This is a genomic window from Rhodospirillales bacterium, from assembly GCA_016699855.1.
Classification (GTDB): domain Bacteria; phylum Pseudomonadota; class Alphaproteobacteria; order Reyranellales; family Reyranellaceae.
The window spans coordinates 3,271,918-3,293,373 of the sequence record CP064988.1; the positions used below are offsets into that span (position 1 = coordinate 3,271,918).

Annotated in this window: 22 protein-coding genes and 1 pseudogene; 12 read left to right on the forward strand and 11 right to left on the reverse strand. The window is 71.2% G+C overall.

Translation table 11 applies throughout. The features are described 5' to 3' along the window. Positions 1–150: 150 nt before the first annotated feature. Both IPK81_15365 and IPK81_15370 read left to right on the forward strand, forming a co-directional pair. A pseudogene (locus tag IPK81_15365) lies at positions 151–865 on the forward strand (SDR family oxidoreductase). A gap of 20 nt (positions 866–885) precedes the next feature. Then, the gene (locus IPK81_15370) at positions 886–2,034 is read left to right on the forward strand and encodes an aromatic ring-hydroxylating dioxygenase subunit alpha (protein QQS10988.1); all 1,149 of its coding nucleotides are present in this window, start codon (positions 886–888) and stop codon (positions 2,032–2,034) included. Between the two features lie 199 nt (positions 2,035–2,233). Here the strand turns inward: IPK81_15370 and IPK81_15375 are convergent, their stop codons facing one another. Further along, positions 2,234–2,752 carry a hypothetical protein gene (locus IPK81_15375; protein QQS10989.1) on the reverse strand — a complete coding sequence of 173 codons (519 nt, stop codon included), beginning with the start codon at positions 2,750–2,752 and terminating at the stop codon, positions 2,234–2,236. Next, complete coding sequence (locus tag IPK81_15380) at positions 2,749–4,023, reverse strand: Rieske 2Fe-2S domain-containing protein (protein QQS10990.1); 1,275 nt, start codon at positions 4,021–4,023, stop codon at positions 2,749–2,751. Before IPK81_15380 ends, IPK81_15375 begins: the two co-directional genes overlap by 4 nt. 110 nt (positions 4,024–4,133) lie before the next feature. Here IPK81_15380 and IPK81_15385 point away from each other — a divergent pair, with 110 nt between their 5' ends. Both IPK81_15385 and IPK81_15390 read left to right on the forward strand, forming a co-directional pair. Next, a complete protein-coding gene (locus tag IPK81_15385; GenBank protein QQS10991.1) occupies positions 4,134–5,234 on the forward strand; it encodes an LLM class flavin-dependent oxidoreductase in 1,101 nt (366 codons plus the stop codon). An 82-nt stretch (positions 5,235–5,316) separates the two neighbouring features. After that, positions 5,317–5,958, forward strand: a complete 642-nt coding sequence (locus IPK81_15390; GenBank protein QQS10992.1) for a TetR family transcriptional regulator — start codon at positions 5,317–5,319, stop codon at positions 5,956–5,958. A 160-nt stretch (positions 5,959–6,118) separates the two neighbouring features. Here IPK81_15390 and IPK81_15395 read toward each other — a convergent pair whose 3' ends face one another. After that, entirely contained in the window at positions 6,119–7,642 is a 1,524-nt protein-coding gene (locus tag IPK81_15395; protein QQS15135.1) for an NAD(P)/FAD-dependent oxidoreductase, read from the reverse strand. A gap of 171 nt (positions 7,643–7,813) precedes the next feature. After that, positions 7,814–9,061: a nucleoside:proton symporter gene (locus IPK81_15400; protein QQS10993.1), complete on the reverse strand. Its 1,248-nt coding sequence runs from the start codon at positions 9,059–9,061 to the stop codon at positions 7,814–7,816. 108 nt (positions 9,062–9,169) lie between these two features. On the opposite strand from IPK81_15400, the gene IPK81_15405 reads away from it, so the two are divergent. Continuing rightward, entirely contained in the window at positions 9,170–10,153 is a 984-nt protein-coding gene (locus IPK81_15405; protein ID QQS10994.1) for an ABC transporter substrate-binding protein, read from the forward strand. Positions 10,154–10,294: 141 nt separating this feature from the next. Here the strand turns inward: IPK81_15405 and IPK81_15410 are convergent, their stop codons facing one another. Beyond that, on the reverse strand, positions 10,295–10,744 hold the full coding sequence (locus tag IPK81_15410; protein ID QQS10995.1) for an META domain-containing protein: 450 nt from the start codon (positions 10,742–10,744) through the stop codon (positions 10,295–10,297). A 44-nt stretch (positions 10,745–10,788) separates the two neighbouring features. Then, positions 10,789–11,544 (reverse strand): hypothetical protein, encoded by a 756-nt coding sequence (locus tag IPK81_15415; GenBank protein ID QQS10996.1) that lies wholly within the window; start codon positions 11,542–11,544, stop codon positions 10,789–10,791. A 266-nt stretch (positions 11,545–11,810) separates the two neighbouring features. Here IPK81_15415 and IPK81_15420 point away from each other — a divergent pair, with 266 nt between their 5' ends. Then, complete coding sequence (locus IPK81_15420) at positions 11,811–12,614, forward strand: glucose 1-dehydrogenase (protein QQS10997.1); 804 nt, start codon at positions 11,811–11,813, stop codon at positions 12,612–12,614. Between the two features lie 145 nt (positions 12,615–12,759). Here IPK81_15420 and IPK81_15425 read toward each other — a convergent pair whose 3' ends face one another. Continuing rightward, complete coding sequence (locus IPK81_15425; GenBank protein ID QQS10998.1) at positions 12,760–13,560, reverse strand: SDR family oxidoreductase; 801 nt, start codon at positions 13,558–13,560, stop codon at positions 12,760–12,762. Between the two features lie 514 nt (positions 13,561–14,074). On the opposite strand from IPK81_15425, the gene IPK81_15430 reads away from it, so the two are divergent. Together IPK81_15430 and IPK81_15435 are read left to right on the forward strand one after the other, a co-directional pair. After that, a complete protein-coding gene (locus IPK81_15430) occupies positions 14,075–14,569 on the forward strand; it encodes a transposase (GenBank protein QQS10999.1) in 495 nt (164 codons plus the stop codon). Next, a complete protein-coding gene (locus IPK81_15435) occupies positions 14,506–14,862 on the forward strand; it encodes a transposase (GenBank protein ID QQS11000.1) in 357 nt (118 codons plus the stop codon). The genes IPK81_15430 and IPK81_15435 overlap by 64 nt, the downstream gene beginning before the upstream one ends. A 51-nt stretch (positions 14,863–14,913) precedes the next feature. On the opposite strand, the gene IPK81_15440 is transcribed toward IPK81_15435, so the two are convergent. Continuing rightward, complete coding sequence (locus tag IPK81_15440; GenBank protein QQS11001.1) at positions 14,914–15,873, reverse strand: D-2-hydroxyacid dehydrogenase; 960 nt, start codon at positions 15,871–15,873, stop codon at positions 14,914–14,916. Between the two features lie 421 nt (positions 15,874–16,294). Here IPK81_15440 and IPK81_15445 point away from each other — a divergent pair, with 421 nt between their 5' ends. From IPK81_15445 to IPK81_15455, 3 genes are read left to right on the forward strand one after another with little or no spacing between them, the layout of a single operon-like run. Beyond that, complete coding sequence (locus tag IPK81_15445) at positions 16,295–17,893, forward strand: GMC family oxidoreductase (protein ID QQS11002.1); 1,599 nt, start codon at positions 16,295–16,297, stop codon at positions 17,891–17,893. Positions 17,894–17,904: 11 nt separating this feature from the next. Further along, positions 17,905–18,396: a hypothetical protein gene (locus tag IPK81_15450; GenBank protein QQS11003.1), complete on the forward strand. Its 492-nt coding sequence runs from the start codon at positions 17,905–17,907 to the stop codon at positions 18,394–18,396. Between the two features lie 9 nt (positions 18,397–18,405). Next, a complete protein-coding gene (locus tag IPK81_15455; protein ID QQS11004.1) occupies positions 18,406–18,663 on the forward strand; it encodes an antitoxin MazE family protein in 258 nt (85 codons plus the stop codon). Positions 18,664–18,679: 16 nt separating this feature from the next. Here IPK81_15455 and IPK81_15460 read toward each other — a convergent pair whose 3' ends face one another. Continuing rightward, a complete protein-coding gene (locus tag IPK81_15460; GenBank protein QQS11005.1) occupies positions 18,680–19,489 on the reverse strand; it encodes a cytochrome c family protein in 810 nt (269 codons plus the stop codon). 161 nt (positions 19,490–19,650) lie between these two features. Between IPK81_15460 and IPK81_15465 the strand changes: the two genes are divergently transcribed. Beyond that, positions 19,651–20,193 carry a TetR/AcrR family transcriptional regulator gene (locus tag IPK81_15465; GenBank protein QQS11006.1) on the forward strand — a complete coding sequence of 181 codons (543 nt, stop codon included), beginning with the start codon at positions 19,651–19,653 and terminating at the stop codon, positions 20,191–20,193. Here IPK81_15465 and IPK81_15470 read toward each other — a convergent pair. Together IPK81_15470 and IPK81_15475 are read right to left on the reverse strand one after the other, a co-directional pair. Continuing rightward, positions 20,188–20,607: a hypothetical protein gene (locus IPK81_15470; GenBank protein ID QQS11007.1), complete on the reverse strand. Its 420-nt coding sequence runs from the start codon at positions 20,605–20,607 to the stop codon at positions 20,188–20,190. The two genes, IPK81_15465 and IPK81_15470, sit on opposite strands and share 6 nt — an antisense overlap. Positions 20,608–20,704: 97 nt before the next feature. Then, entirely contained in the window at positions 20,705–21,349 is a 645-nt protein-coding gene (locus IPK81_15475) for a LysE family transporter (protein QQS11008.1), read from the reverse strand. Between the last annotated feature and the right edge of the window lie 107 nt (positions 21,350–21,456).

Genomic DNA, 21,456 nt, shown 5'->3' on the forward strand with positions numbered 1-21,456 from the left:
GGAAATCGCCGCGGCCGGCTTGCGGATGGTTTCTAACCGGGAATAGAATATCGCCGTGGACGGCCTCGGGGGCGCGCGGTGGATCTCGGTTTCGACGGCAGGACGGTGATCGTCACGGGCGGCGCGTCCAATATCGGGCGGGCGATCTCGATGGAGTTCGCGCGCGAGGGCGCCGTGGTCGCGATCCTCGACCGCGACACCGCCCAGGCGGCGAGGACGGTCGCGGAGATCGAGGCCGCCGGCGGCCGCGCGGCGGCCTTCGCGCTGGACGTCACCGACGTCGCCGCCACCAAGGCCGTGGTCGCGCGCGTCGAGGCCGATCTCGGCCCCGTCGCGGCGCTGGTCAACAACGTCGGCTGGAACGGCAAGGCCGAGTTCTTCCTCAACCTGACGCCGGAACGCTGGCGCCAGGCGTTCGAGCTGAACCTGTTCTCGACGCTCAACGTCACCCACGCCGCGCTGCCGGCCATGGTCGAGCGCCGCGCCGGCGCCATCGTCTCGATCGCCAGCGACGCGGCGTTCGGCGAGTTCCCGCATGGCCGACTACGGCGCGATGAAGGCCGGCGTGCTGGCGTTCACGCGCACCATCGCCAAGGAATACGGCCGTTACGGAATCCGCGCCAACGCCGTCGCGCCCGGACTCGTCATCCCGCCCCCCGAGGCGATCGGCGAGGGCAGCCTGTGGAGCGTCGACATCGGCATGGGACCGAAGGAGATCCAGAACATCGAGTCGGGCATCCCCCTGCGCCGCCGCTCCGAGGCGGTCGACATCGCCTGGTCGGTGCTGTTCCTCGCCTCCGAGCGCGCGCGCCAGCTCACGGGCCAGGTGGTCAGCGTGTCCGGCGGCTTCATCATGCCGCGCTGACGCGGAGAGCGGGGAACGCCATGCGCCAGTCGAAACAGCTCGAGCTCCTCGACCGCCTGGTCGGAATCGACACCTCGCAGCCGTGGGGCTACGCGCCCGCCAGCATGCGCAACCCCGCCTCGGCCTATGTCGATCCGGCGCGCTTCCAGAAGGAGATGCGCGTGCTGTTCCGGGAGCGGCCGCAATTCGTCGGCCTGACCGGCGAATGCGCGAAGCCCGGCGCCTACATGACGGCGACGCTCGGCGGCGTGCCGATCGCGGTGGTGCGGCAGCCGGACGGCACGCTGCGCGCGCTGGTCAACGCCTGCCGCCACCGCGGCGCGACGCTGCTGGAGGGCGCCGGCGACGGCGGCATGCGGCGCATCGTCTGCCCGTACCACGGCTGGACCTACGACACCGATGGACGTCTGGTCGGCCGTCCCGCCGCCGGCACCGGTTTCGACGATCTGGCCACGCGCTGCGACCTGCACGCGCGGGCGGTGTCGGAGAAGCACGGCATGATCTTCGTGCATCCCGACAGCGACGCGCCGTTCGACGTCGACGATTCGCTGCATGGGGCGGAGGACGAGCTGGCCGACTACGGGCTGGCGGACTACGTCCACGTCGAGACGCGCGTCAACACGTGGCGCATGAACTGGAAACTGGTGCTCGACACCTTCACCGAATCCTACCACATCCGGTTTCTGCACAAGGATTCGATCGCGCCGTACTTCATGACCGACGTGCTGTTCGATCCGTTCGGACCGCATCCCCGCACCATCGGCCTGCGCAAGAGCGTGGTCGACCAGTTCGCCACCACGCCGCGCGAGCAGTGGCGGTTGCTGCCGTACTCGACGACGCAGTACATCCTCGTGCCCAACGGGCTGGTCACCTACCAGCTCGACCACATCGAGGTGTGGCGCGTGACGCCGATCGACGTCGGCAGCGTGCGCGTCGCCACCAGCATCTTCGCGCCCGAGGCGCCGAAGGACGACAAGGCGCTGCGCCACTGGACGCGGAACCTCGACATCCTTCTGAAGGTCACGGAGAGCGAGGATTTCCCGTTGATGGAGGGCATCCAGCGCAACCTCGAATCCGGCGCCCTGCCGGAGCTGGTCTACGGCCGCATCGAGCCGGCGCTGGCGCACATGCACGCCTCGATCAACCGCGCCCTCGACGAGGCGGCTTAGCGCCGGTGTGCCTGGTCCAGCGTCGAGGTCCTTCGCCGCGCTCGGGACGACGTGATGGCAGAACCTCGGGTGCTCGGACGCTGACCTTCGCCGCGGTCAGGATGACGATTTCCTTCACGTGGCGTCTTCACCACGTCGTCCTGAACTGAGCGCAGGACCTCTATACCCGTCCGACACGCGGCCTCGGGGGTGTGGCCCCTCAGATCAGGAACGCCAGGTTCGGCAGCGGCGCTTCCGACGTCACCAGCTCGACCGTCTTCGCCGACATCCGCAGCGCGCCGTCGACGCGGCGGAGGTGGTGCGTGGCGCGGCCCGGCCAGACGCGCAGCGCGCCGGTGGATTGCGCCGCCAGTTCGTAGAGCACGAAGTTCGATCCCGTCGCGTAGGTACCGGCGGCGTCGTTGGCCGCCAGCACCTCGATGTTCGACACGATCCGCCGCATCGGCGAGACCGGCGTCTGGGCGTGGCGCAGGCCGGTGCCGAGCTGGCGGATGCGCGTCGCCAACCGGGCGCGGTTGTCGTTGATGTAGGAGAGCCGGTCGGCGGGATCGTGGTCGGCTGGGCCCTTGGGCACCCAGTAGTGGAAGTCGTCGGTGACCAGCGCCTCCCACTCGGCGTGGCGCGACTCGTCGGCCAGCCGCGCCTCGAGGTACAGGAACGCCTCCAGTTCGCGCCGCAGCGCCTCCGGGACCGAGACCGCCGGCGCCGCCGGGCTCATGCGCGCGCCTCCATCACCTGGCGGTAGTGGCGCCAGAAACCGCGGTTGGTGGTCTCGTCGCTGATATGGCCGACGCGGCTACCGCCCGCGCCGCGCGTCTCGCGCGCCCGGCCGCGCGTGAGATCGATCCAGCCCAGTGCTCCGCCGTTCCCGGAATCCGCCGTCGCGCCGGCGAACGACATCTGCATGCGCTCGGCCACGACGGCGTCGTCCGGCACGATGAAGCTGGCCGGCCCCAGCGCGGCCTCGGATTGCCGCAGCAGGCGGCGGTTGAACGCCGCGTCGACGCCGTCGAACTGCACGACGGTATGGTGGTGGACGGTGGCGCCGACGCCGAGCGGCTCGATGCGCGCGATGTTCAGCTCGCCCAGAAACAGGTTGGGGAAGATGAAGGCGTGCGGCGGCCCGTCATGCAGCGCCGCCGCCGCCCGCGCGGCGCCCAGCCGGGCGGTCAGCGCGTCGCAATACGCCGACACCTTGGCGCGCGCGCTGCCCAGCCACGACAGCTCACCCTTGTAGCTGGGGCGCATGTCGAGCTCGACATGGCCGCCGCCGTGGTCGACCGCCAGCGAGGCGTTGGCCTTCTCGCCGCCGACCACCGTCTCCTTGTAGTAGCTGTCGGCGGCGCGCAGCATCGAGGCGTGGACGAAGTCGAGGTGGTAGCCGTCGTTGTCGCTCTCCGGCCACATCTTCCAGTTCGAGTCGATCCGATGGCCGATCCAGCCGGCGTCGAAGCGCAGCGCGCCGGTCGGCGACAGATCGCACAGCCGGTCGAGCAGGGCGCGGCCGGCGCTCCCGAGATGCGCCGCCAGCGGACCGGCGTCGCCGGAGATGTTCGCGAACACGAAGCCGCGGTGCGAATCGACCGCGCCGGGACGGTCCAGACCGAGCGCCGCGCGGTCGCCGTCGAAGCCGCTGACGAACGGGACCGAGCGTAGCGCGCCGTCGAGGCCGAAGGTCCAGCCGTGGTAGGCGCACTGGAACGCTTTGGCGTTGCCGCGCTCGCGCACGCACAGCCGGTTGCCGCGGTGGGCGCAGCGGTTGGCCAGCGCGTGCACCGCGCCGCTTCCGTCGCGCGTCATCAGGACCGGCTCGAGCCCGATCCGGCGCGCCACCCAGTCGCCGGCGGCGGGAATCTCCGACTCGTGGCCGACGAACACCCAGCCGCGGCGGAACACGCGGTCCATCTCCTCGGCGAACACGGCCGGGTCCGTGTACAGGCTGCCGTGCACGCGGTCCTCGTGGACCAGCGCCGCGTAGGGAACGCCCATCTCCCGCCTCCCCGGTCCGACGATACCGGTTGATATTCTAATTCATTTTAGATTATCGTCCATCCCCGGGGCGGCCGCAAGCCGCCCGCGCCACGCGGAAGGGGACGGCGATGGACGTCGGCATTCAGATGGTGTTCTCGAGCCATGGCTGGCCGGGGATCTCCGACGGGCAGGTGGTCGACGAGGAGCTGCGCCTGGCGCGGCTGGCCGACGATCTCGGCTTCGACGTCGTGTGGTCGGTCGAGCACCATTTCTTCGACTACTCGTTCTGCCCCGACAACGCGCAGCTTCTGTCGTGGGTGGCGGCGGCGACGAAGAACGTGGATGTCGGCACGGCGGCGGTGATCCTGCCGTGGAACGAGCCGCTGCGGGTCGCCGAGAAGATCGCGCTGCTCGACCATCTGGCCCGCGGCCGCCTGCGCTTCGGCATCGGCCGCGGCCTGTCGCGGCGCGAGTTCGCCGCCTTCCGCGGCATCGCCATGGACGAATCGCGCGAGCGCTTCGACGAGGCCGCGGAGATGATCCTCGAGGCGCTGCGCACGGGATTCATCGAGGGCAATGGCAAGTTCTACCCGCAGCCGCGCGCCGAGATCCGGCCGCGTCCGTCGCGCAGCTTCGCCGACCGGCTCTACGCCGTGGCGTCGAGCGACGATTCGATCGAGTCGGCTGCCCGCATCAAGGCCACGATGGTGATGTTCGCCGACCGATCGTGGGACCACCGCATGCCGTCGATCGAGCGGCACCGGACGCGCTTCCAGGAGCTGCACGGCGTCGCCGCGCCGCCGCCGCTGACCTGCGACTACTGCGTCGTCGCGCCGACCACGGACGAGGCGAAGGACCTGGCGACCCGGCACATGGGCACCTACCTCGAGAGCGTGCTTGAGCACTACGAGGTGATGGGCTCGCATTTCGCCACCACCAAGGGCTACGGCGCCTATGCCGCCGCCTCGGAGGTGCTGCGCCGCATCGGCGAGAGCGGCTTCCTCAAGGGTTTCATGCAGGCCTCGGCCTGGGGCACGCCCGACGACGTGCTGCGGACGCTGGAGGCGCGCCGCGCGCTGCTCGGCCCGTTCGAGCTGGCGACCTCGTTCCGCTACGGCGGCATGCCGTTCGACAAGGTCGAGCGCTCGCTGCGGCTGTTCGCCAAGGAGGTCCTGCCGGTGCTCAAGACCTGGGACGTGGCCGCGACGAAACGCGTCGCCGCCGCCTAGGCCGCGCGCGTGGACGCCGCCGCGCCGGAGCGCCACAATCGGCCGGCGGCGGATCGGGCCGGAACCAGCGGGGGCGTTTGACATGGCGCGGGCGGCGACGGCGGGCAGGCGGCGGGCGGCGGTGGAACCGGCGGCGCCGACCAAGGCCGAGGCCACGCGCCAACGCATCCTCGACGCCGCCGCGCGGGTCTTCGCCCGGCGTGGCTACGCCGACACGCGGCTGAGCGACATCGCCGATGAGGCCGGCACCTTCGCCGGCAGCATCTACTACTACTTCGACTCGCGCGAGACGCTGGTCGCCGAGGTGCTGGACATCGGCGTGCGGCGCGTGTTCGACGCGGTGCGCGCCGACATCGAGGCGCTACCGGCGGGCGCTGGACACCGCGAGCGCATCGCCGCGGCGATCCACGCCCATCTCGCCTTCACCCTGTCGATCGACGATTTCGCGACCGCCAACCAGCGCCTGTTCGCTCAGGTGCCGGCCGAGATCCGCCAGCGCCATATCCACGTCCATCGCGCCTACGGCGACTACTGGCGCAAGCTGCTCGAGGCCGCGCGCCGCGGCGGCGCCATCCGCCGCGACCTCGACCTCTCGGTGCTGCGCCTGCAGCTGCTGGGCGCGATCAACTGGTCGCTGGAGTGGTACAAACCCGGCAGGCGCTCCGTGCGCCAGATCGCCAACCAGCTCGCGGACATGGTGTTCGACGGCGTCGCGCCCAAGTGACGCGGGCGGGGCCGCCGTCGAATGCCGAGGCGTCGCGCCGCCGAGGGGGGCTCGCTGCGCTCGGGACGACGATGTGGCGCGCGATGCCCGGTTCCTGTCGGCCTGAACGCGGCGAAGAACCTCCACTCCGCCGCGTCGGGAGCGTTGACCTGACGACCCGCTACTCCGCCGCGACGCGCTTGTCGGCGGCGGCGGGCACCGTGTACCGGAACGCCACGTCGTCGAGGTCGATGGCGGGGAAGATGTTCTTCTCGTTCCAGTAGTCCTGGGTGTGCTGCCACTCCGGCTTGTCGCCGCGCTTCGGCAGCAGGTGCATGCCGCGCATCAGGTAGCCGGGGTTGAAGTTCTCCGGGTCGATCCACGGCAGCAGCTTCATGTCCTTGTCCTCGGGCCGCAGCGCCACCTCGACCCGCGCCGCGCCCTTGCGCCGCATGTGGTTGAGCAGGCGGCAGACGAAGTCCCCGATCAGGTCGGCGCGCAGCGTCCAGCTGGCGCGGAAGTAGCCGAACACCCACAGCATGTTGGGCATGCCGGTGAACATCATGCCGCGGTAGGTGACGGTGTCGGCGAAGTCCAGCGGCTGGCCGTCAATGACGAAGGCGATGTCGCCCAGCACGTTCAGGTTGAAGCCGGTGGCGGTGACGATGATGTCCGCCTCCAGTTCGCGGCCCGACTTCAGGCGGATGCCCTTCTCCGTGAAGGTCTCGATCTCGTCGGTGACGACCGACGCCTTGCCGGCGCGGATGCCGCGGAACAGATCGCCGTCGGGCACGAAGGCGATGCGCTGGCGCCACGGCCGGTAGGTCGGCATGAAGTGCGGATCGATCTCGGCGTCGGGGCCGAGATAGGCGCGGACGCCGGCCAGCAGCTCCTCCTTCACCTTCTCCGGCTCCTCGAAGGCGCGGCGCGTGAACACGGCCTGGTCGAACAGGATCTTGCGGCGCACGATCTCGTGGATCCAGGTCTCGTCGACCTCGAGCTCGCGCAGCGTGTCGGCGAGCACGTTGGCGTTGCGCGCCGGGATGAAATAGGTCGGCGAGCGCTGCAGCACCGTGACGTGGGCGCAGTCGCCGGCCATCGCCGGCACCACCGTCGCCGCCGTCGCGCCGGAGCCGATCACGACCACGCGCTTGCCCTTGTAGTCGAGGTCCTCCGGCCAGGTCTGCGGGTGCACGACGCGGCCCTTGAACGCCGCCATGCCCGGCCATTCCGGCGTGTAGCCCTTCTCGTGGCGGTAGTAGCCCTGGCACATCCAGAGGAAATTGCAGGTGAAGCGGACGGTCGAGCCGTCGGCCGCGCGGACCGCCTCGATGGTCCAGAGATTTTCGGCGCTCGACCAGCGCGCCGACGTGATCTTGTGGCCGTAGCGGATGTGGCGGCCGAGATCGTTCTCGTCGATCACCTCGCCCATGTAGTCGCGGATCTCCGCCGCCGTGGCGATCGGCTTGCCTGTCCACGGCTTGAAGCGGTAGCCGAAGGTGTAGAGGTCGCTGTCGGAGCGGATGCCGGGATACTTGTGCGTCAGCCAGGTGCCGCCGAAGCTCTCCTGGCCCTCCAGCACCACGAAGCTGGTGCCGGGGCATTGCTTGGTCAGGTGGTAGGCGCCACCCACGCCCGAGATGCCGGCGCCGACGATCAGCACCTCGAAATGCTCGGTCCGCAGGGGCGTCGCGGCGGATGGCATGATCGTGTCGGGCATGGCTGCGTCTTTCCTTCGGTCGGGCGGGTTCGGCGCCGCCCCATGGTCCGTATGAACCACTGTTCACCCCGGGCGGTCCAGATCATTGATCGGCGTCAAAGCAGGCCCGCGGCCGCCGCCCGGTCCGGTCCGCGGAACGGCCGGAGCCGCGCCGTCCTAGGTCAGCGCCCCGACCACGGCGCCCAGCAGGCAGGTGGTCAGCGTGCCGGAGACGATCGTGCGCGGGCCCAGCGCGACGATGTCCTCGCGGCGCTCCGGCGCCATGCCGGTCAGGCCGGCGATCATGATGCCGAGCGAGCCGAAATTGGCGAAACCGCACAGCGCGTAGACCATGATCAGCCGCGAACGCTCCGACAGCGCCTCCTTCGGCAGCTTCGCGAGGTCGAGATAGGCCAGCAGCTCGTTGAGCACGGTCTTGGTGCCCATCAGCCCGCCGGCCGTCATCGCCTCGCTCCACGGCACGCCCATCAGCCAGCACACCGGCGCCATCACCAGCCCGAGGATGCGCTGCAGCGTGACCGGCGCGCCGGCGATGTCCGGCAGCAGGCCGAGCGCGGCGTTGGCCATCCACACCAGCGCCACGAACACCACCAGCATGGCGATGATCGACCACAGCAGCTCCAGTCCGGCCGCCGTGCCGCGCACGATCGCGTCCATCGCGCTCGACGCCACCTCCGGCGTCTCGAACGCCTCGACGGCGCGCGTTGTCTCGGTCTCCGGCACCATGATGCGCGCCACCAGCAGCGCCGCCGGCGCGCCGAGCAGGGCGGCGATCAGCAGATGCGCGCCGGCGTCGGGGATCACCGGCTTGAGGAAGATCGAGTACAGGACGAACACCGTGCCGGCGATGCCCGCCATGCCGCCGGTCATCACCATGAAAAGCTCGGACCGCGTCAGACGCGCGAGGTAGGGGCGGATGAACAACGGCGCCTCGACCATGCCGAGGAAGACGTTGGCCGCCGTCGACAGTCCGACGGCGCCGCTGACGCCCATCGCGCGGCCCAGCAGCCACGAGAAACCGTTGACGATCGGCGGCAGCACCCGCCAGTGGAACAGCAGCGTCGTCAGCGCGCTCATCACCAGCACCACCGGCAGCGCCTGGAAGGCCAGCACGAAGCTGGCGGCGGGATCCTTGACCTCGAACGGCGCCGGGCCGCCGCCGAGGTAGCCGAATGCCAGCGTCGTGCCGGCCCGCGTCGCCGCGGCGACCGCGTCGACGGCGGCGTTCACGGCGCCGAACGCGATGGCGATGGTCGGCACCTTCAGCAGCAGCAGCGCCAGCGCGAAGGTGATCGCCAGGCCGATGGCGGCGTCGCGCCAGCGCACGGCGCAGCGGTTCTCCGACAGCAGCCAGCACAGGCCGAGCAGGGCGAACGCCCCGAGAAGCGATTGCGTCTGCGCCATGGTCCCCCCGCCGACGCCTCAGGGCAACATCCGCGGGGCGGGGTGTCAATCGCGCCGCGCCGGCCGGCGGCGTGGTAAGGTGAGGGCCTCGGACGCGAGGGAAGGCCCATGAAACGCCGGAAAGTCGTCGCGCTGCTTGGCGCCGCCGCGGGCTGGCCGCTCGCGGCGCGCGCGCAACGGTCCGGGAGCGTCCCGCGGCTCTGCTTCCTCACGCTCGATCCAGGCACGATGCGGACGACGCGGTTCGACGCGTTCTTCCGGGCGCTGAGCGACCTTGGTTACGTGGACGGTCGGACAATCGCCATCGACTACGCCTCCGCCGAGGGACGCGACGAGCGATTTCCGGCGCTCGCCGCCGAATGTCTGCGCCGCGAGGCGGACATCATCGCCGTCAGCACCACCCCGGGAGCCCAGGCCGCGAAGGATGCGACCCCCACCGTCCCGATCGTCATGCTTCAACTCGGGGATCCGGTCGGAACCGGGCTCGTGGACAGCCTCGCCAAACCCGGGGGGAACGTCACCGGCCTGTCGCAGATGACGTCCGACCTCGCGGCCAAGCGGCTCGCGTTGCTGAAGGAGGCCGTGCCCGGAATCTCGCGCGTGCTCGTGCTGGCGTACCTCGCCGACCCGATCGCGCGGTTGCAGGTGAACGCGCTGGAGGACTCGGCCCGATCGCTGGGCGTGACGCTGCGCGTCCAGGACATCAAATCGGTCGACGACCTGCCGGGCGCGTTCGACTCCGGGGCCCGGGAGCGCGTCGACGCGCTCCTCGTGACGGTCGCGGCGATATTCGTCGTCAACCGCGCGCGGGTGACCGGACTCGCGGCGCGCCACCGGTTGCCGGCGATGTACCCCAACCGGATCCAGGTCACCGACGCCGGCGGCCTGATGGCCTACGAGCCGAACGTCGCCGATCTCCATGGGCGCGCCGCCACCTACGTCGACCGTATCCTGAAGGGCGCCAAGCCCGCCGACCTTCCGGTCGAACAGCCGACGAAATTCTCGCTGGTGGTCAACCTCAAGGCCGCCGCGGCGATCGGGTTGACCATCCCGGAATCCTTCCAGCGGCGGGTCGACGAGCTGATCCAATGAGCGATCGCGGACTGCGCGCGCGGCCGCGGTGCGCGAACCCCCTTCCGACCCTCCTGATACGCGCGCCGACGCGGCTTGCGGCGGCAAGGGGGACATTGGCGATCCATCCGCCGGCTGCCCGGCGCGCCATGAGCGCGCCGCCTAGTCGCGTACCGGCTCCCACTCCAGGATGCCGCGGTCGGCCATCAGCGACATGAACAGCAGGCCGTCCTTCAGCCGGTAGCTCCTCACATAGGCGAGGTCCCGCGCGAGGCGGTCGCCCAGCGACGGCGGCGGACACATCGCGCGCGTCGCGGCGATGGCGCCGAACTCGAGCGTGCCGGAATCGCCGGCGGCCGACGGCGTGGCGCGCCAGCCGGCCGCGCCGCGGTTGCAGTCCAGCCGCAGCGCCGCGCGGCCGTCGGCCATGAACGCCACCGTCAGGCGCGACGGATCGGCGACGCGCGTGGTGCCCTGCGCGTCGTCCATCGACTGGATGGCGCGCAGCCGCCAGGTCGTGCCGGCGAGGGGCTGGCCGTCCTGGCCGGTCGACGGGGCCGCGCAGGCGCAGATCGAGGCGCAGACGGCGGATGCCAGCAGTCGCCTGATCATCGCGTCGCTCCGTCGTCGCCGGCGCGAGTGGTCGGGAGTGCCGTCTAACCGCCGAAGATCACCGCGTCCGGGATTTCGTAGCGCTCATCGCCGATCCGGATGAAGTGCAGATCGCTCTCCTTGCGTCCCGTCAGCGCGCCGGCGCCGTCCGCCTGGCTGCTGTCGGACCCTGTCGGCGCGCCCTTCTCGAAGAAGATCATGCGCTTGCGGCCGTCCGGGAGCGTCACCACGACGGTGGCGGTTCCGCCGCCGGCGCGGGCCACGCCGGTCTTGCACCGCGTCGTCGGCTGGCCCTTGTTCTGGGCGCAGGGAATCTCGCTTGTCGCGTCGAACCGGCCGGCGCCCGCGCGCGAGATCGCGTCGGCCGCCTTCGGATCGAGCGCCGGCGCGGCCGCCGCGCCGGCGCTCCGGATCGAGACGTCAAGCGTGTAGGCGGAGGTCTCGCCGCGGCGCGCCGCGGCGCGGATCAAATAGACCCTGAGCGTGTAGTCGCCGTCCGCCGGCAGCTTTCCCTCGAAGCGGTTGCCGGCGCTGGAGCCGATGAAGATGGCCTCGCCGGCGCTGCCCGGCGGCAGGACGTTGAAGTAGGCCATCGGATTGGCCGGCTTGAACTCGACGACCATCGTCTGCCCGGCCTTCGCGCCGAGCCTGTAGTCGATCGTCAGGTCGCCGTGGAGGGTGCCGTTGACGCGCGCCGAGCTCGCGCCCGGCGCGAAATGGACGCGCTCCTCCTTGATCTGCGCCTGCGTCGCGCTGGCGGCGACAACCATGGCGAACACGCCCGCGACCATGATCCTCATTCCCGCCTCCCGCGCGGCCGTTGGACCGCCGCGCCTTTCGCTATCCATCGATGCGCGGACAGTCGATCGCCTCGTCGCACCGTCGGATCGCCGCCGCCGGCTGTCAATGGCGGCGGCAACTCCACGCGGCGACAACGCACCGCTTGCGTCGGGCGACCTTCGACGTCGCGGTCGCGCCGCCCGACGCCGCGCCGGGCGGGTGGCCCGGCCCGCCGCCATGTGATTGGATCGTCGCCAATCGGCACGCGGACGGGAGGGAACACCGCATGGATTTCAAGGACAAGGTCGCGCTGGTCACCGGCGGCGGCAACGGCATCGGGCGCGCCAGCAGCCTGGGCTTCGCGTCGCGCGGCGCGAAAGTGGTGGTGGTCGACCGCGACCGCACCGGCGGCGAGGCGACCGCCGGCATCGTGCGCCAGAACGGCGGCGAGGCGTTGTTCGTCGAGGCCGACGTCACAGACGCCGCGGCGACGCGCGCCTACGTCAAGGCCGCCATCGACGCCTACGGCCGGATCGACTGCTTCCACAACAACGCCGGCATCGAGGGCAAGGTCGCGCCGGTGGCGGAATGCGACGAGGCGATGTTCGACCAGATCATCGCGATCAACGTCCGCGGCGTGTTCCTCGGCATGAAGTACGTGCTCCAGCACATGCTGGCGCGCGGCGGCGGCGGCGCCATCGTCAACACCGCCTCGATCGCCGGCCTGATCGGCTCGCCCGGCATGCCGGCCTACGTCGCGTCCAAGCACGCCGTCATCGGCCTGACCAAGACCGCCTCGGGCGAGGTCGCGCGCCAGGGCATCCGCGTCAACGCCGTGTGCCCCGGCCCGATCGACACGCGCATGATCCATTCGCTCGAGGCCCAGCTCGATCCCGGCCAGCCCGACAAGGTCTCGGCGCGCTACCAGTCCAGCATCCCGCTGGGTCGCTACGGCACCTCGGAGGAGGTGGCGAACGTCGTGCTGTTCCTGTGCTCCGACCTCGCCGCCAACATCACCGGCGCGCAGTACGTCGTCGACGGCGGCCGCACCGCCACGCCGGGCGCGGTGACGTCGATGGCCGACAAGTAGCGTCGCGGGCGCGGAGCGAGCGGGCGCCACGAGGTGCCACCGCGACCGCCCGTCATTCCGAGCGCAGCGAGGGATCTTTCGACGACCTAAAGATCCCTCGCTGCGCTCGGGATGACAGTGTGGACTGGTCCGGCCGCGGCGTCCGCTAGTTCGCCGTCATGCCGCCGTCGATCACCAGCTCGCTGCCGGTGACCCAGGACGAATCGTCGGACGCGAGGTAGAGGCAGCCCGCCGCGATGTCCTCGGGCGTGCCGAAGCGGCCCAGCGGCGTGGCCGCCAGCCGTTGCGCCGCCACCTCCGGATTGGCGTGGCCGGGCTGCGTCATCGGCGTGTCGACGAAGCCGGGATGCACGGAGTTCACGCGGATCCGGTCCGGCGCGTACTGGATCGCCGCCGCCTTCGAGAAGATGCGCACCGCGCCCTTCGAGGCGTGGTAGGCGGCGTTGGCGTGCGAGCCGACGATGCCGCAGATCGACGAGATGTTGATGATCGAGCCGCCGCCGGAGCGCTGCATCTCCGGGATCGCCGCCTTGGTGCCGAGGAACACGCCGGTGGCGTTGATCTCCATCACGCGGTTCCACTGCTCCAGCGTCTGGTCGGCTAGCCGCGGCCCCGCCGTGACGCTCACCTGGATGTTCAGCTTCGGATCGCGGCCGGAGATGCCGGCGATGTTGCAGAGGATGTCGAGCCGCCCGTAGGTGTCGACCGCGCGCGTCGCGATCTCCGCCCACCGCGCCTCGTCGCGCACGTCCTGCGCCGCGAAGCTGGCGGTGCCGCCGGCGGCCTCGATCTCCTCGGCGACGCGCGCGCCCGCCGCGGCGTTGCTGTCGGTCAGCAGCACGGCCGCGCCGTGGCGCGCGAACAGCCGCGCCGTGGCCGCGCCGATGCCCGACGCGCCGCCCGTGACGATCGCGACCTTGCCGACCAGTCTCTTGCCCGGTTCCATGATGTCGTTCCCTCCGCTGGTAGTTCTTCCGCTCCGCGTTTGCCGCGCTCACCATCAGCTCCCGCGCCGCGACGCGGACGCGTCGTCGCCACAGTCCCACCTGTCATCCCGAGCGCAGCGAGGGATCCAGGCGCCGACCCTGGATCCCTTGCATGGTGTTTCCGCCTCGCTGGCGATGCCAGAGTGGCGGTGACGCGCGCCGGGGGTGGCCACCCCCGGCGCGCGTCGGCGGCGCGTAGCCCGACGGATATCCGGCGGCCCCCAGGGACCCCGACAGCGAGCATGGTGCGCGCGTCGCCTTCTTCGCAAAGCCCGAACGGTTGGCTGGTCGCAAACCGCATGCAAGATGGGGTCACGAAGATGGACACGACGATAGCAGTGGCCGGCATCGACGTCAGCAAGGCGAAGCTCGACGTCGTCATGCCGGATGGCGGCGCCTTCGTGGTGCCGCGCGACGGGCGCGGCTTGGCGGCGCTGCGCGGGCGCTGCCGGGGCGGGCGTCACGGACATCGCCTTGGAGGCCAGCGGCGGGTACGAGCAGGAGGTGCTGGACGGCCTCGCCGACGGCGACTGGCGGATCCACCTGCTCAACCCGCGCCGCGTGCGGCGCTTCGCCGAGGCCGCCGGCGTGCTGGCCAAGACCGATCCGATCGACGCCCGGGTGATCGCCCTCTTCACCCGGCACTTCCCCGAGGCCGGCGTCGTCCGCCGGCCGCCCGGGGCGCGCCGCCTGGCCGAGTTCCTGCGCGTGCGCGCGATGCTGCGCAAGGCCGTCGACGACGCACGCAACCAGCTCGAGCACCTGCGCGAGCCGGCGTTGCGCGAACTCGTCCTCGCGCACCGCGCCGGCCTGGAGGGCCGCCTCAAGGCCCTCGACGCCGACATCGCCGCCGCGATCGAGGGCCGACGGCGAATGCCGCCGCAAGGCCTCCTCATGCGCTCGATGTGCGGCGTCGGCCCGGTGCTCGCCGCCAGCGTGCTCGCCGTGCTGCCCGAGCTCGGCTCCTGACCCGCCGGCAGGCCGCCCATCTCGCCGGCACCGCCCGCACCGACCGCAGGAGCGGCGCCGGCCGCGCCCGCGCCACCGTCCGCGGCGGCCGCGACGGTCTCGTCGAGGTCCTCCACATGGCCGCCCTCAACGCCATGCGCTTCAACCCCGACATCAAGGCCTTCGCCGAGCGGCTCCGCGCCGACGGCAAGCCCTTCCAGCTCGTCTGCATGGCCTGCGCCCGAAAGATCGTCGTCACCCTCAACGCCATGATCCGCGACGACATCCCGTGGACGCCCCGCCTCGCCGCTTGACTTCGACCACGGTTGCTCGCTGCGCTCGGGATGACAGTGAGCCGCGCCGCCTCAATACCCCTTGGCGCGGTCGACCAGCTCGGCCAGCGGTCTGCCGTCGAGGAAGCGGCCGAGATTGTCGACGAACAGCTTGGCGACGAACTTGTCGCGCCGCGGGTGCGGGCCGCCGATATGCGGCAGCACCAGGATGCCCGGCGTGGTCCAGAACGCGTGCTCGGCCGGCAGCGGCTCCTGGCGGAACACGTCCAGCACCGCGCCGGCGATGGTCCCGGCCTTCACCGCCGCGATCAGGTCGTCGTCCTTGATGGTGTGGCCGCGGCCGAAATTCAGCAGCCACGCGCCGGGTTTCATCTTCGCGAGCCGCTTCGCGTCGATGAAATTGTCGGTCTCCGGCGTCGCCGGCAGCAGCAGCAGCACGTAGTCCGACGCCGCCAGCACGTCGTCGGTGCGCGACGGCGGGAACACCTCGGCGACGTTGGCGACGGCGGCGGGTTGCCGCCTGGTGCCGATCACGCGCATGCCCAGCGCCGACGCCAGCCGCGCCACCTCGGCGCCGATCGCGCCCAGTCCGAGGATGCCCAGGGTCTTGCCGGTCAACGGCTGCGCCACGGTATGGACCCAATTCGACGTCTTCTGGTTCTCGGCCGCGAGCGCGTACGGCTTGGCGACGTGGAACAGCGCGCCGAGGATGTTCTCCGGCATCGACTCCAGATGCGTGCCCCTGGCGCAGGTCAGCGCCAGACCCGCCGGCAGGTCGGGCAGGGCCATCCAGCCCTCGACGCCGGCGGTCATCGCCTGCGCCCAGCGCAGCTTCGGCATCGCGCCCAGCGTGCCCGGCGGCACGGCGCCGGCCATCAGCGCCTCGGTGCGCGCGAGCTGCTCGGGCGAGGGCCGCTCCTTGCGCGGCAGCGTGTCGAAGGCGACGCGGTCGGCCAGCCCCGCCGCTTTGGCGGCCTCGACGTAGGGCGCGGGATTGTCGGTCCACAGCAGGACATGGGCGCGGTTGGTCACGGGCGGTCGTCCTTCGGATCTGGAATCGGATGTGCCCCGCCACGGTAGGGTCGCGCCGCCGCGAACGCCAGCGCCGAACGCCTCATGCCCCCCTCGCCCCGCGAAGGCGGGCAGAGGGTCGGGGTGAGGGGCTTCCGCTGGACCGCGAGTTCCCTTGATTCGAACGGCGGCGCGCCTTCCGGATGCCGCGAAGCCCCTCACCTTCCCATCGCTGCGCGATGGGCCCCTTCCTCTCCCCGCCTTCGCGGGGCGAGGAGTTCAGCGGCGCTTGGCGCGAGCCCGCTCCCTCTCTCCGTATGGGCGGGGACAGGGCTGGGCCGAGGCGCTTCTCCCGGCCGCGCGCACGGCTTCCTCTCGCTTTACACGCGGCCCGCGATGGATTGTGCTGACGGCGGCGCCAGCGGAGGGGAGAGGGAACGCGATGCTCGACAAGGTCGACGTGTTGATCGTGGGGTCCGGCGCGTCCGGCGCCGCCGTGGCATGGAGCCTGGCCGAGACGAGGATGCGCATCGTCTGCCTCGAGCAGGGCGGCTGGGTGAAGCCGACGGACTATCCCAGCAACGGCCGGGACTGGGAGGCCCGCCTGTTCAGCGACTTCGCCACCAATCCCAACCGGCGCGCGCGGCCGACCGACTATCCGATCAACGACGACAACTCGCCGATCAAGGTCGTGAACTTCAACGGCGTCGGCGGCGGCACGATCATGTACACGGCGCACTTCCCGCGCCTGAAGCCGTCGGACTTCAAGGTCCGCACGCTCGACGGCGTCGCCGACGACTGGCCGGTCGACTACGCCACGCTGGAGCCGTTCTGGGCCGAGAACGACCGCATGATGGGCGTCTCCGGCCTGGCCGGCGATCCCGCCTATCCGCCGAAATCCCCGCCGATGCCGCCGCTGCCCCTCGGCAAATCCGGCCAGCGCTTCGGCCGCGCGATGAACCGGCTGGGCTGGCACTGGTGGCCGAGCGACAGCACGATCGCCACCGTCGACTACGAGGGCCGCGCCAGGTGCGTGAACCTCGGCCACTGCACGCCGGGCTGCGCCCAGGGCGCCAAGGCCAGCACCGACATCACCTACTGGCCGCTGGCGATCCGCGCCGGCGTCGAGCTGCGCACCCATTGCCGCGTGCGCGAGATCACGGTCGGTCCCGACGGCATGGCCACCGGGGCGGTCTACTACGATCCCGACGGCAAGGAGGTGTTCCAGCCGGCCGAGATCGTGATCATGGCCTGCAACGGCGTCGGCACCCCGAGGCTGATGCTCAACTCGACCTCCGGCAAATTCCCGCGGGGCATCGCCAATTCGAGCGACCTGGTCGGCCGCAACCTGATGTTCCACCCCTACGCCAACGTGCACGGCTACGTCGACGAGCCGCTCGACGGCAACAAGGGCCCGCCGCTGTGCCTGTGGAGCCAGGAGTTCTACGAGACCGATCCCGGCCGGGACTTCGTGCGCGGCTACACCTTCCAGTTCGGCCGCGGCTACGCCGCCATCCTCGAGGCGATCAACAGCATGTCGCATGGCCGTCTGCCGTGGGGCGATGACCACCACGCGACCTACCGCCGCCTGCTGCACCACCGCATCGGATTGTCGGCGATCTGCGAGGACCTGCCGGAGGCGCACAACCGCGTCACCCTCGATCCCGCGCTGAAGGACTCCCACGGCATCCCCGCGCCGAGGATCGACTACACGCTCGGCGCCAACAGCCTGCGCATGATGGACCACGGTATCGCGCGGGCGAAGGAGATCCTGGCCGAGGCCGGCGCCACCAACATCGGCGTCGAGAGCCCGATCCTCAACGGCGGCTGGCACCTGCTGGGCACCGCGCGCATGGGCGTCGACCCGGAGCGCTCCGTGGTCAACGAATGGGGCCGCAGCCACGACGTGAAGAACCTGTTCATCGTCGACGGCAGCATCTGGGTGACCTCGGGCGGCGTCAATCCGACCTCGACGATCCAGGCGCTGGCGCTCTACATCGCCGATCAGATCAAGCGCCGTCTCGCCGATCTGTTCGATTGAGGCCATCAGCCATGACCGCCACCCCGACCGACGCCGGCCACGGCCTCACCGACGACGAGATCCGCGATCTGCGCGCCATATCGGCCGCCATCATCCCGGCCAGCGCCCGCTACGGCGTGCCCGGCGCCGACGACGATCTCATCTTCGCCGACATCGTCCGCAGCCTCGAGCGCGACCGCGACGACATCAGGCGCGCGCTGGCGCGGCTGGTGGAGCTGGCCGGCGGCCGGCGCTTCGCCGATCTCGATCCGCCGGCCCGCAAGGACGCCGCCGAGGCGCTGCGCGGGGAGCGCGGCGCGCCGGTGGCGGCGCTCACGCGCGTGGTGCTGCTCTGCTACTACCGCGACGACCGCGTGATGCGCTCGCTCGACATGGAGCCGCGCCCGCCCTTCCCCAAGGGCCACGAGGTCGAGCAGGGCGACTGGTCGCTGCTCGATCCGGTGCGGGGGCGGAAGCCGTTCTACAGGACGGCGCAGTCTCCGAGCGATGGAGCTACCTCGTAGGAGGCCAGCATGATTTCGAAATCGATCCGAAATCCATCTTGTCCGACGACGCGGACGTCGCGAGCGCGCTTGCGTAGTCAGGGTTTGCGACCCGTTGAGATCTGGGTGCCGGACGTCCGGGCGCCCGGCTTCCGCGCCGAGGCCCATCGCCAGTCACTGGCGGTGGCGGCCAGTGCCCACGGGGCCGAAGATCAAGCGTTCATCGACACAGTGTCCACTCCGTCGTCCGGCGACCGCGATGAAGAAGCGACGCGAGACACGGCATAGGTTGTCGCCGTAGCCCTCACTCCACCACAGGCACGCCCCGCAGATACTCGAACAGCGCCCGCGCCACGCGCCGGCGCTCGGCCTCGGGCAGGCGCGGCGCCAGCGCCGGCATGGTGGTGTCCTTGCGCCGCGACGACGGCGCCAGCAGCCAGGCGGTGAAATCCGGCTCCTCCATCGCCCTGGCGATCTCCGCGAGGTTGGCGGGGAATTTGCGCCCGCCATAGCCGTTGACCTGGTGGCAGCTCAGGCAATGCGTCGCCGCCAGCGCGGCGCCGCCGCGCAGCCGCGGATCGAGTCCCGGCGGCGTCAGCACCGAATCCGACGCCGTCGATGGCACGATCTCCGTCACCTGGTACGGCCAGTGGCGCGCGCCCTCCGCGCGCGCCGCGGCGTCGGCGACGTTCTCCCACACGAGGTAGTAGGGGCCCAGCGGCACGTCGCGCTCGTTCTGGGCGACGTTGTCGACCGTGAACGGCCGCCCGTCAGCGCGCGCGAACACGATGAACGCCTTGCCCGGGGCGAACCGCGCCGCCGGCACCCGCGAGACGTAGCCGTCCAGCGCGTGGAACTCGATCGTCGCCGCCTTGCTCCGCCATTCCGCGCCGAACAGCGCCGCCAGCACGAGTTCCGCCGGATAGCCGACGTACGCGACCGCGACCGGCGCCGCCGCCGTCGACAGATGCGGCTCGTACACGCGCACCACGGATGGCGCCGCGCCGATCCGCGCCTTGAGCGTCTCGACCGGCGGCAACGTCTCCGCCGCCGCCGGCGCCGCGACGGACGCGGCCAGCGCGAGGAGGAGGGCCATCAGCGTCCTGATCGACATCTCGGTCGTCCCCGCGCGCCGAACCACCGGCGTCCCGACTTCTTGCGGCCCTGATCCGCTGGAGTCCAGCCGGGCATGGTGCGCGACCGGCTTCCGCGGCGGTGGATATCCATGCGAAATGAGAGGCCCTTGATCCACCCCTGAATCCGGCCGGTCCGACCGTGAACAAATCCGAAGACCGCCGCGCCGCCATCGTCGACCGGCTCGCCGATTTCGTGCTGGCCGAGGGCCTGTCGGCGTCCAGCCTGCGGCCGCTGGCCGACGCCGCCGGCACGAGCGACCGCATGCTGCTCTACTATTTCAAGGACAAGACGGAGATCGTCGCCGCCGCGCTCGAGCGGATATCGCAGCGCCTGGTCGCGGTGCTCGACGCCGCCGCCGCGCCGGCGCCGCTGCCGTTCGACCGGCTGCTGCCGCGGCTACGCCGGATCCTGCTGGCCGACGCCATGCGGCCCTACATGCGGCTGTGGCTGGAGGTCGCCGCCCTGGCGGCCCGCGGCGATCCGTTCCACCGCGCCATCGGCGAGCGGCTGGGGCGCGGCTTCCTCGCGTGGGGCGCCGCCCAGCTCGACAGCGCCACGCCGCGCCAGCGCGCGGCCGACGCGGCCCGGCTGTTCGTCATGCTGGAGGGCATGGTCCTGCTCAACAGCCTCGGCCTTGGCGACGTCTGCGACGCGGCGTTGCCGCCGCGCCGGAGGTCATGAGCGCGTCGTCCTGTTCATGACGCAGCCCAGCGCCAATCCGACGCCGCCGCCCCAGAGGATCACGGCGCCCGCGCCGGCCACCTGAGGGAGGTCCGCGCCATACAGCGCCGGGAACCAGGCCAGCGCCACGCCGTCGAGCAGCGTCGCCACCGCGGTCATGACGGCGACGCCGAGCGCGATCCGATCCGGTTCCAGTTTCGCCGCGCGCCGGGCGACCAGGATCAACGGCACCGTGCCGGGCACGACGAGCGCGTAGAGGACGATCCGGGCGAGACCTTCGTAGACGCCCATGGGGCCGAGGACGCGGCACGTCAGGGCGCCGGCCAACCAGAACGCGACGCCGAGGGCGGCCAGCGCCGCGAGCTGCGCGGGCCGCAGCGGCAGGCGGGCGGCGATAGTCGTCGGATCGGGCATGAGGTGTCCTCTTGTAGCGAGTGCTACAGGTCATCTACAGAAATGTAGCGATCGCTACAAGAGCCGAGATCCGATCCGTCACGCGCGCCGCGCGCACCTACGGCGCCACCGGATTCCTCGCGTCCATCAGGATCCGCCCGCCGATGGCGATGAAGCAGACGCCGGCGGCGCGCTCGATCCAGTGGCGCGCGTCCGCGAACCGCCGCACCACCGGCGCCGACGACATGAACAGCGACACGATCGCGTACCAGACCAGCGCGCTGGCGACGACCAGCCCGATCATCAGCGCCATCAACCAGCCCGGCGTCGCCGGCGTCACCGCCGTCGCGAACACGCTGGCGAACAGCACGATCGCCTTGGGGTTGGTCAGCGTGACGAGGAAGCCGAACAGCAGCGCGTTGCCGGCCGGCCGGCGCGCCGCGCCGTCGCCCGCCACGTCGATCTCGATGACGGCGGGCTTGGCGCGCACCAGCTTGATGCCGAGATAGATCAGATAGCCGCCGCCCAGCACGCGCACCGCCCAGGTCAGCCACTGGTATTCGACGAGGATCGCCGACAGCCCCAGCAGGCTCAGCGTCGCGTAGAATCCCAGCCCGGCCGACACGCCGATGGTCGTCAGCAGCCCGGCCGTCGTGCCGCGCGTCATCGAGGCGCGCACCACCGCGACGAAATCCGGCCCCGGCAGGATCAGCGCCGGGATGAACACGCCGAACACGGCGATCAGGACGGCGAAGGTTTCCATGGTCGGTCCGCGAGGGGGTGGAACGCGGCGCGTCGCGCCGTCCCGTCATTCTGCCGCGGCGCACGACATCGCGCCACGCCCCGCGCGCGAAGCATGGTCGCGGCGGA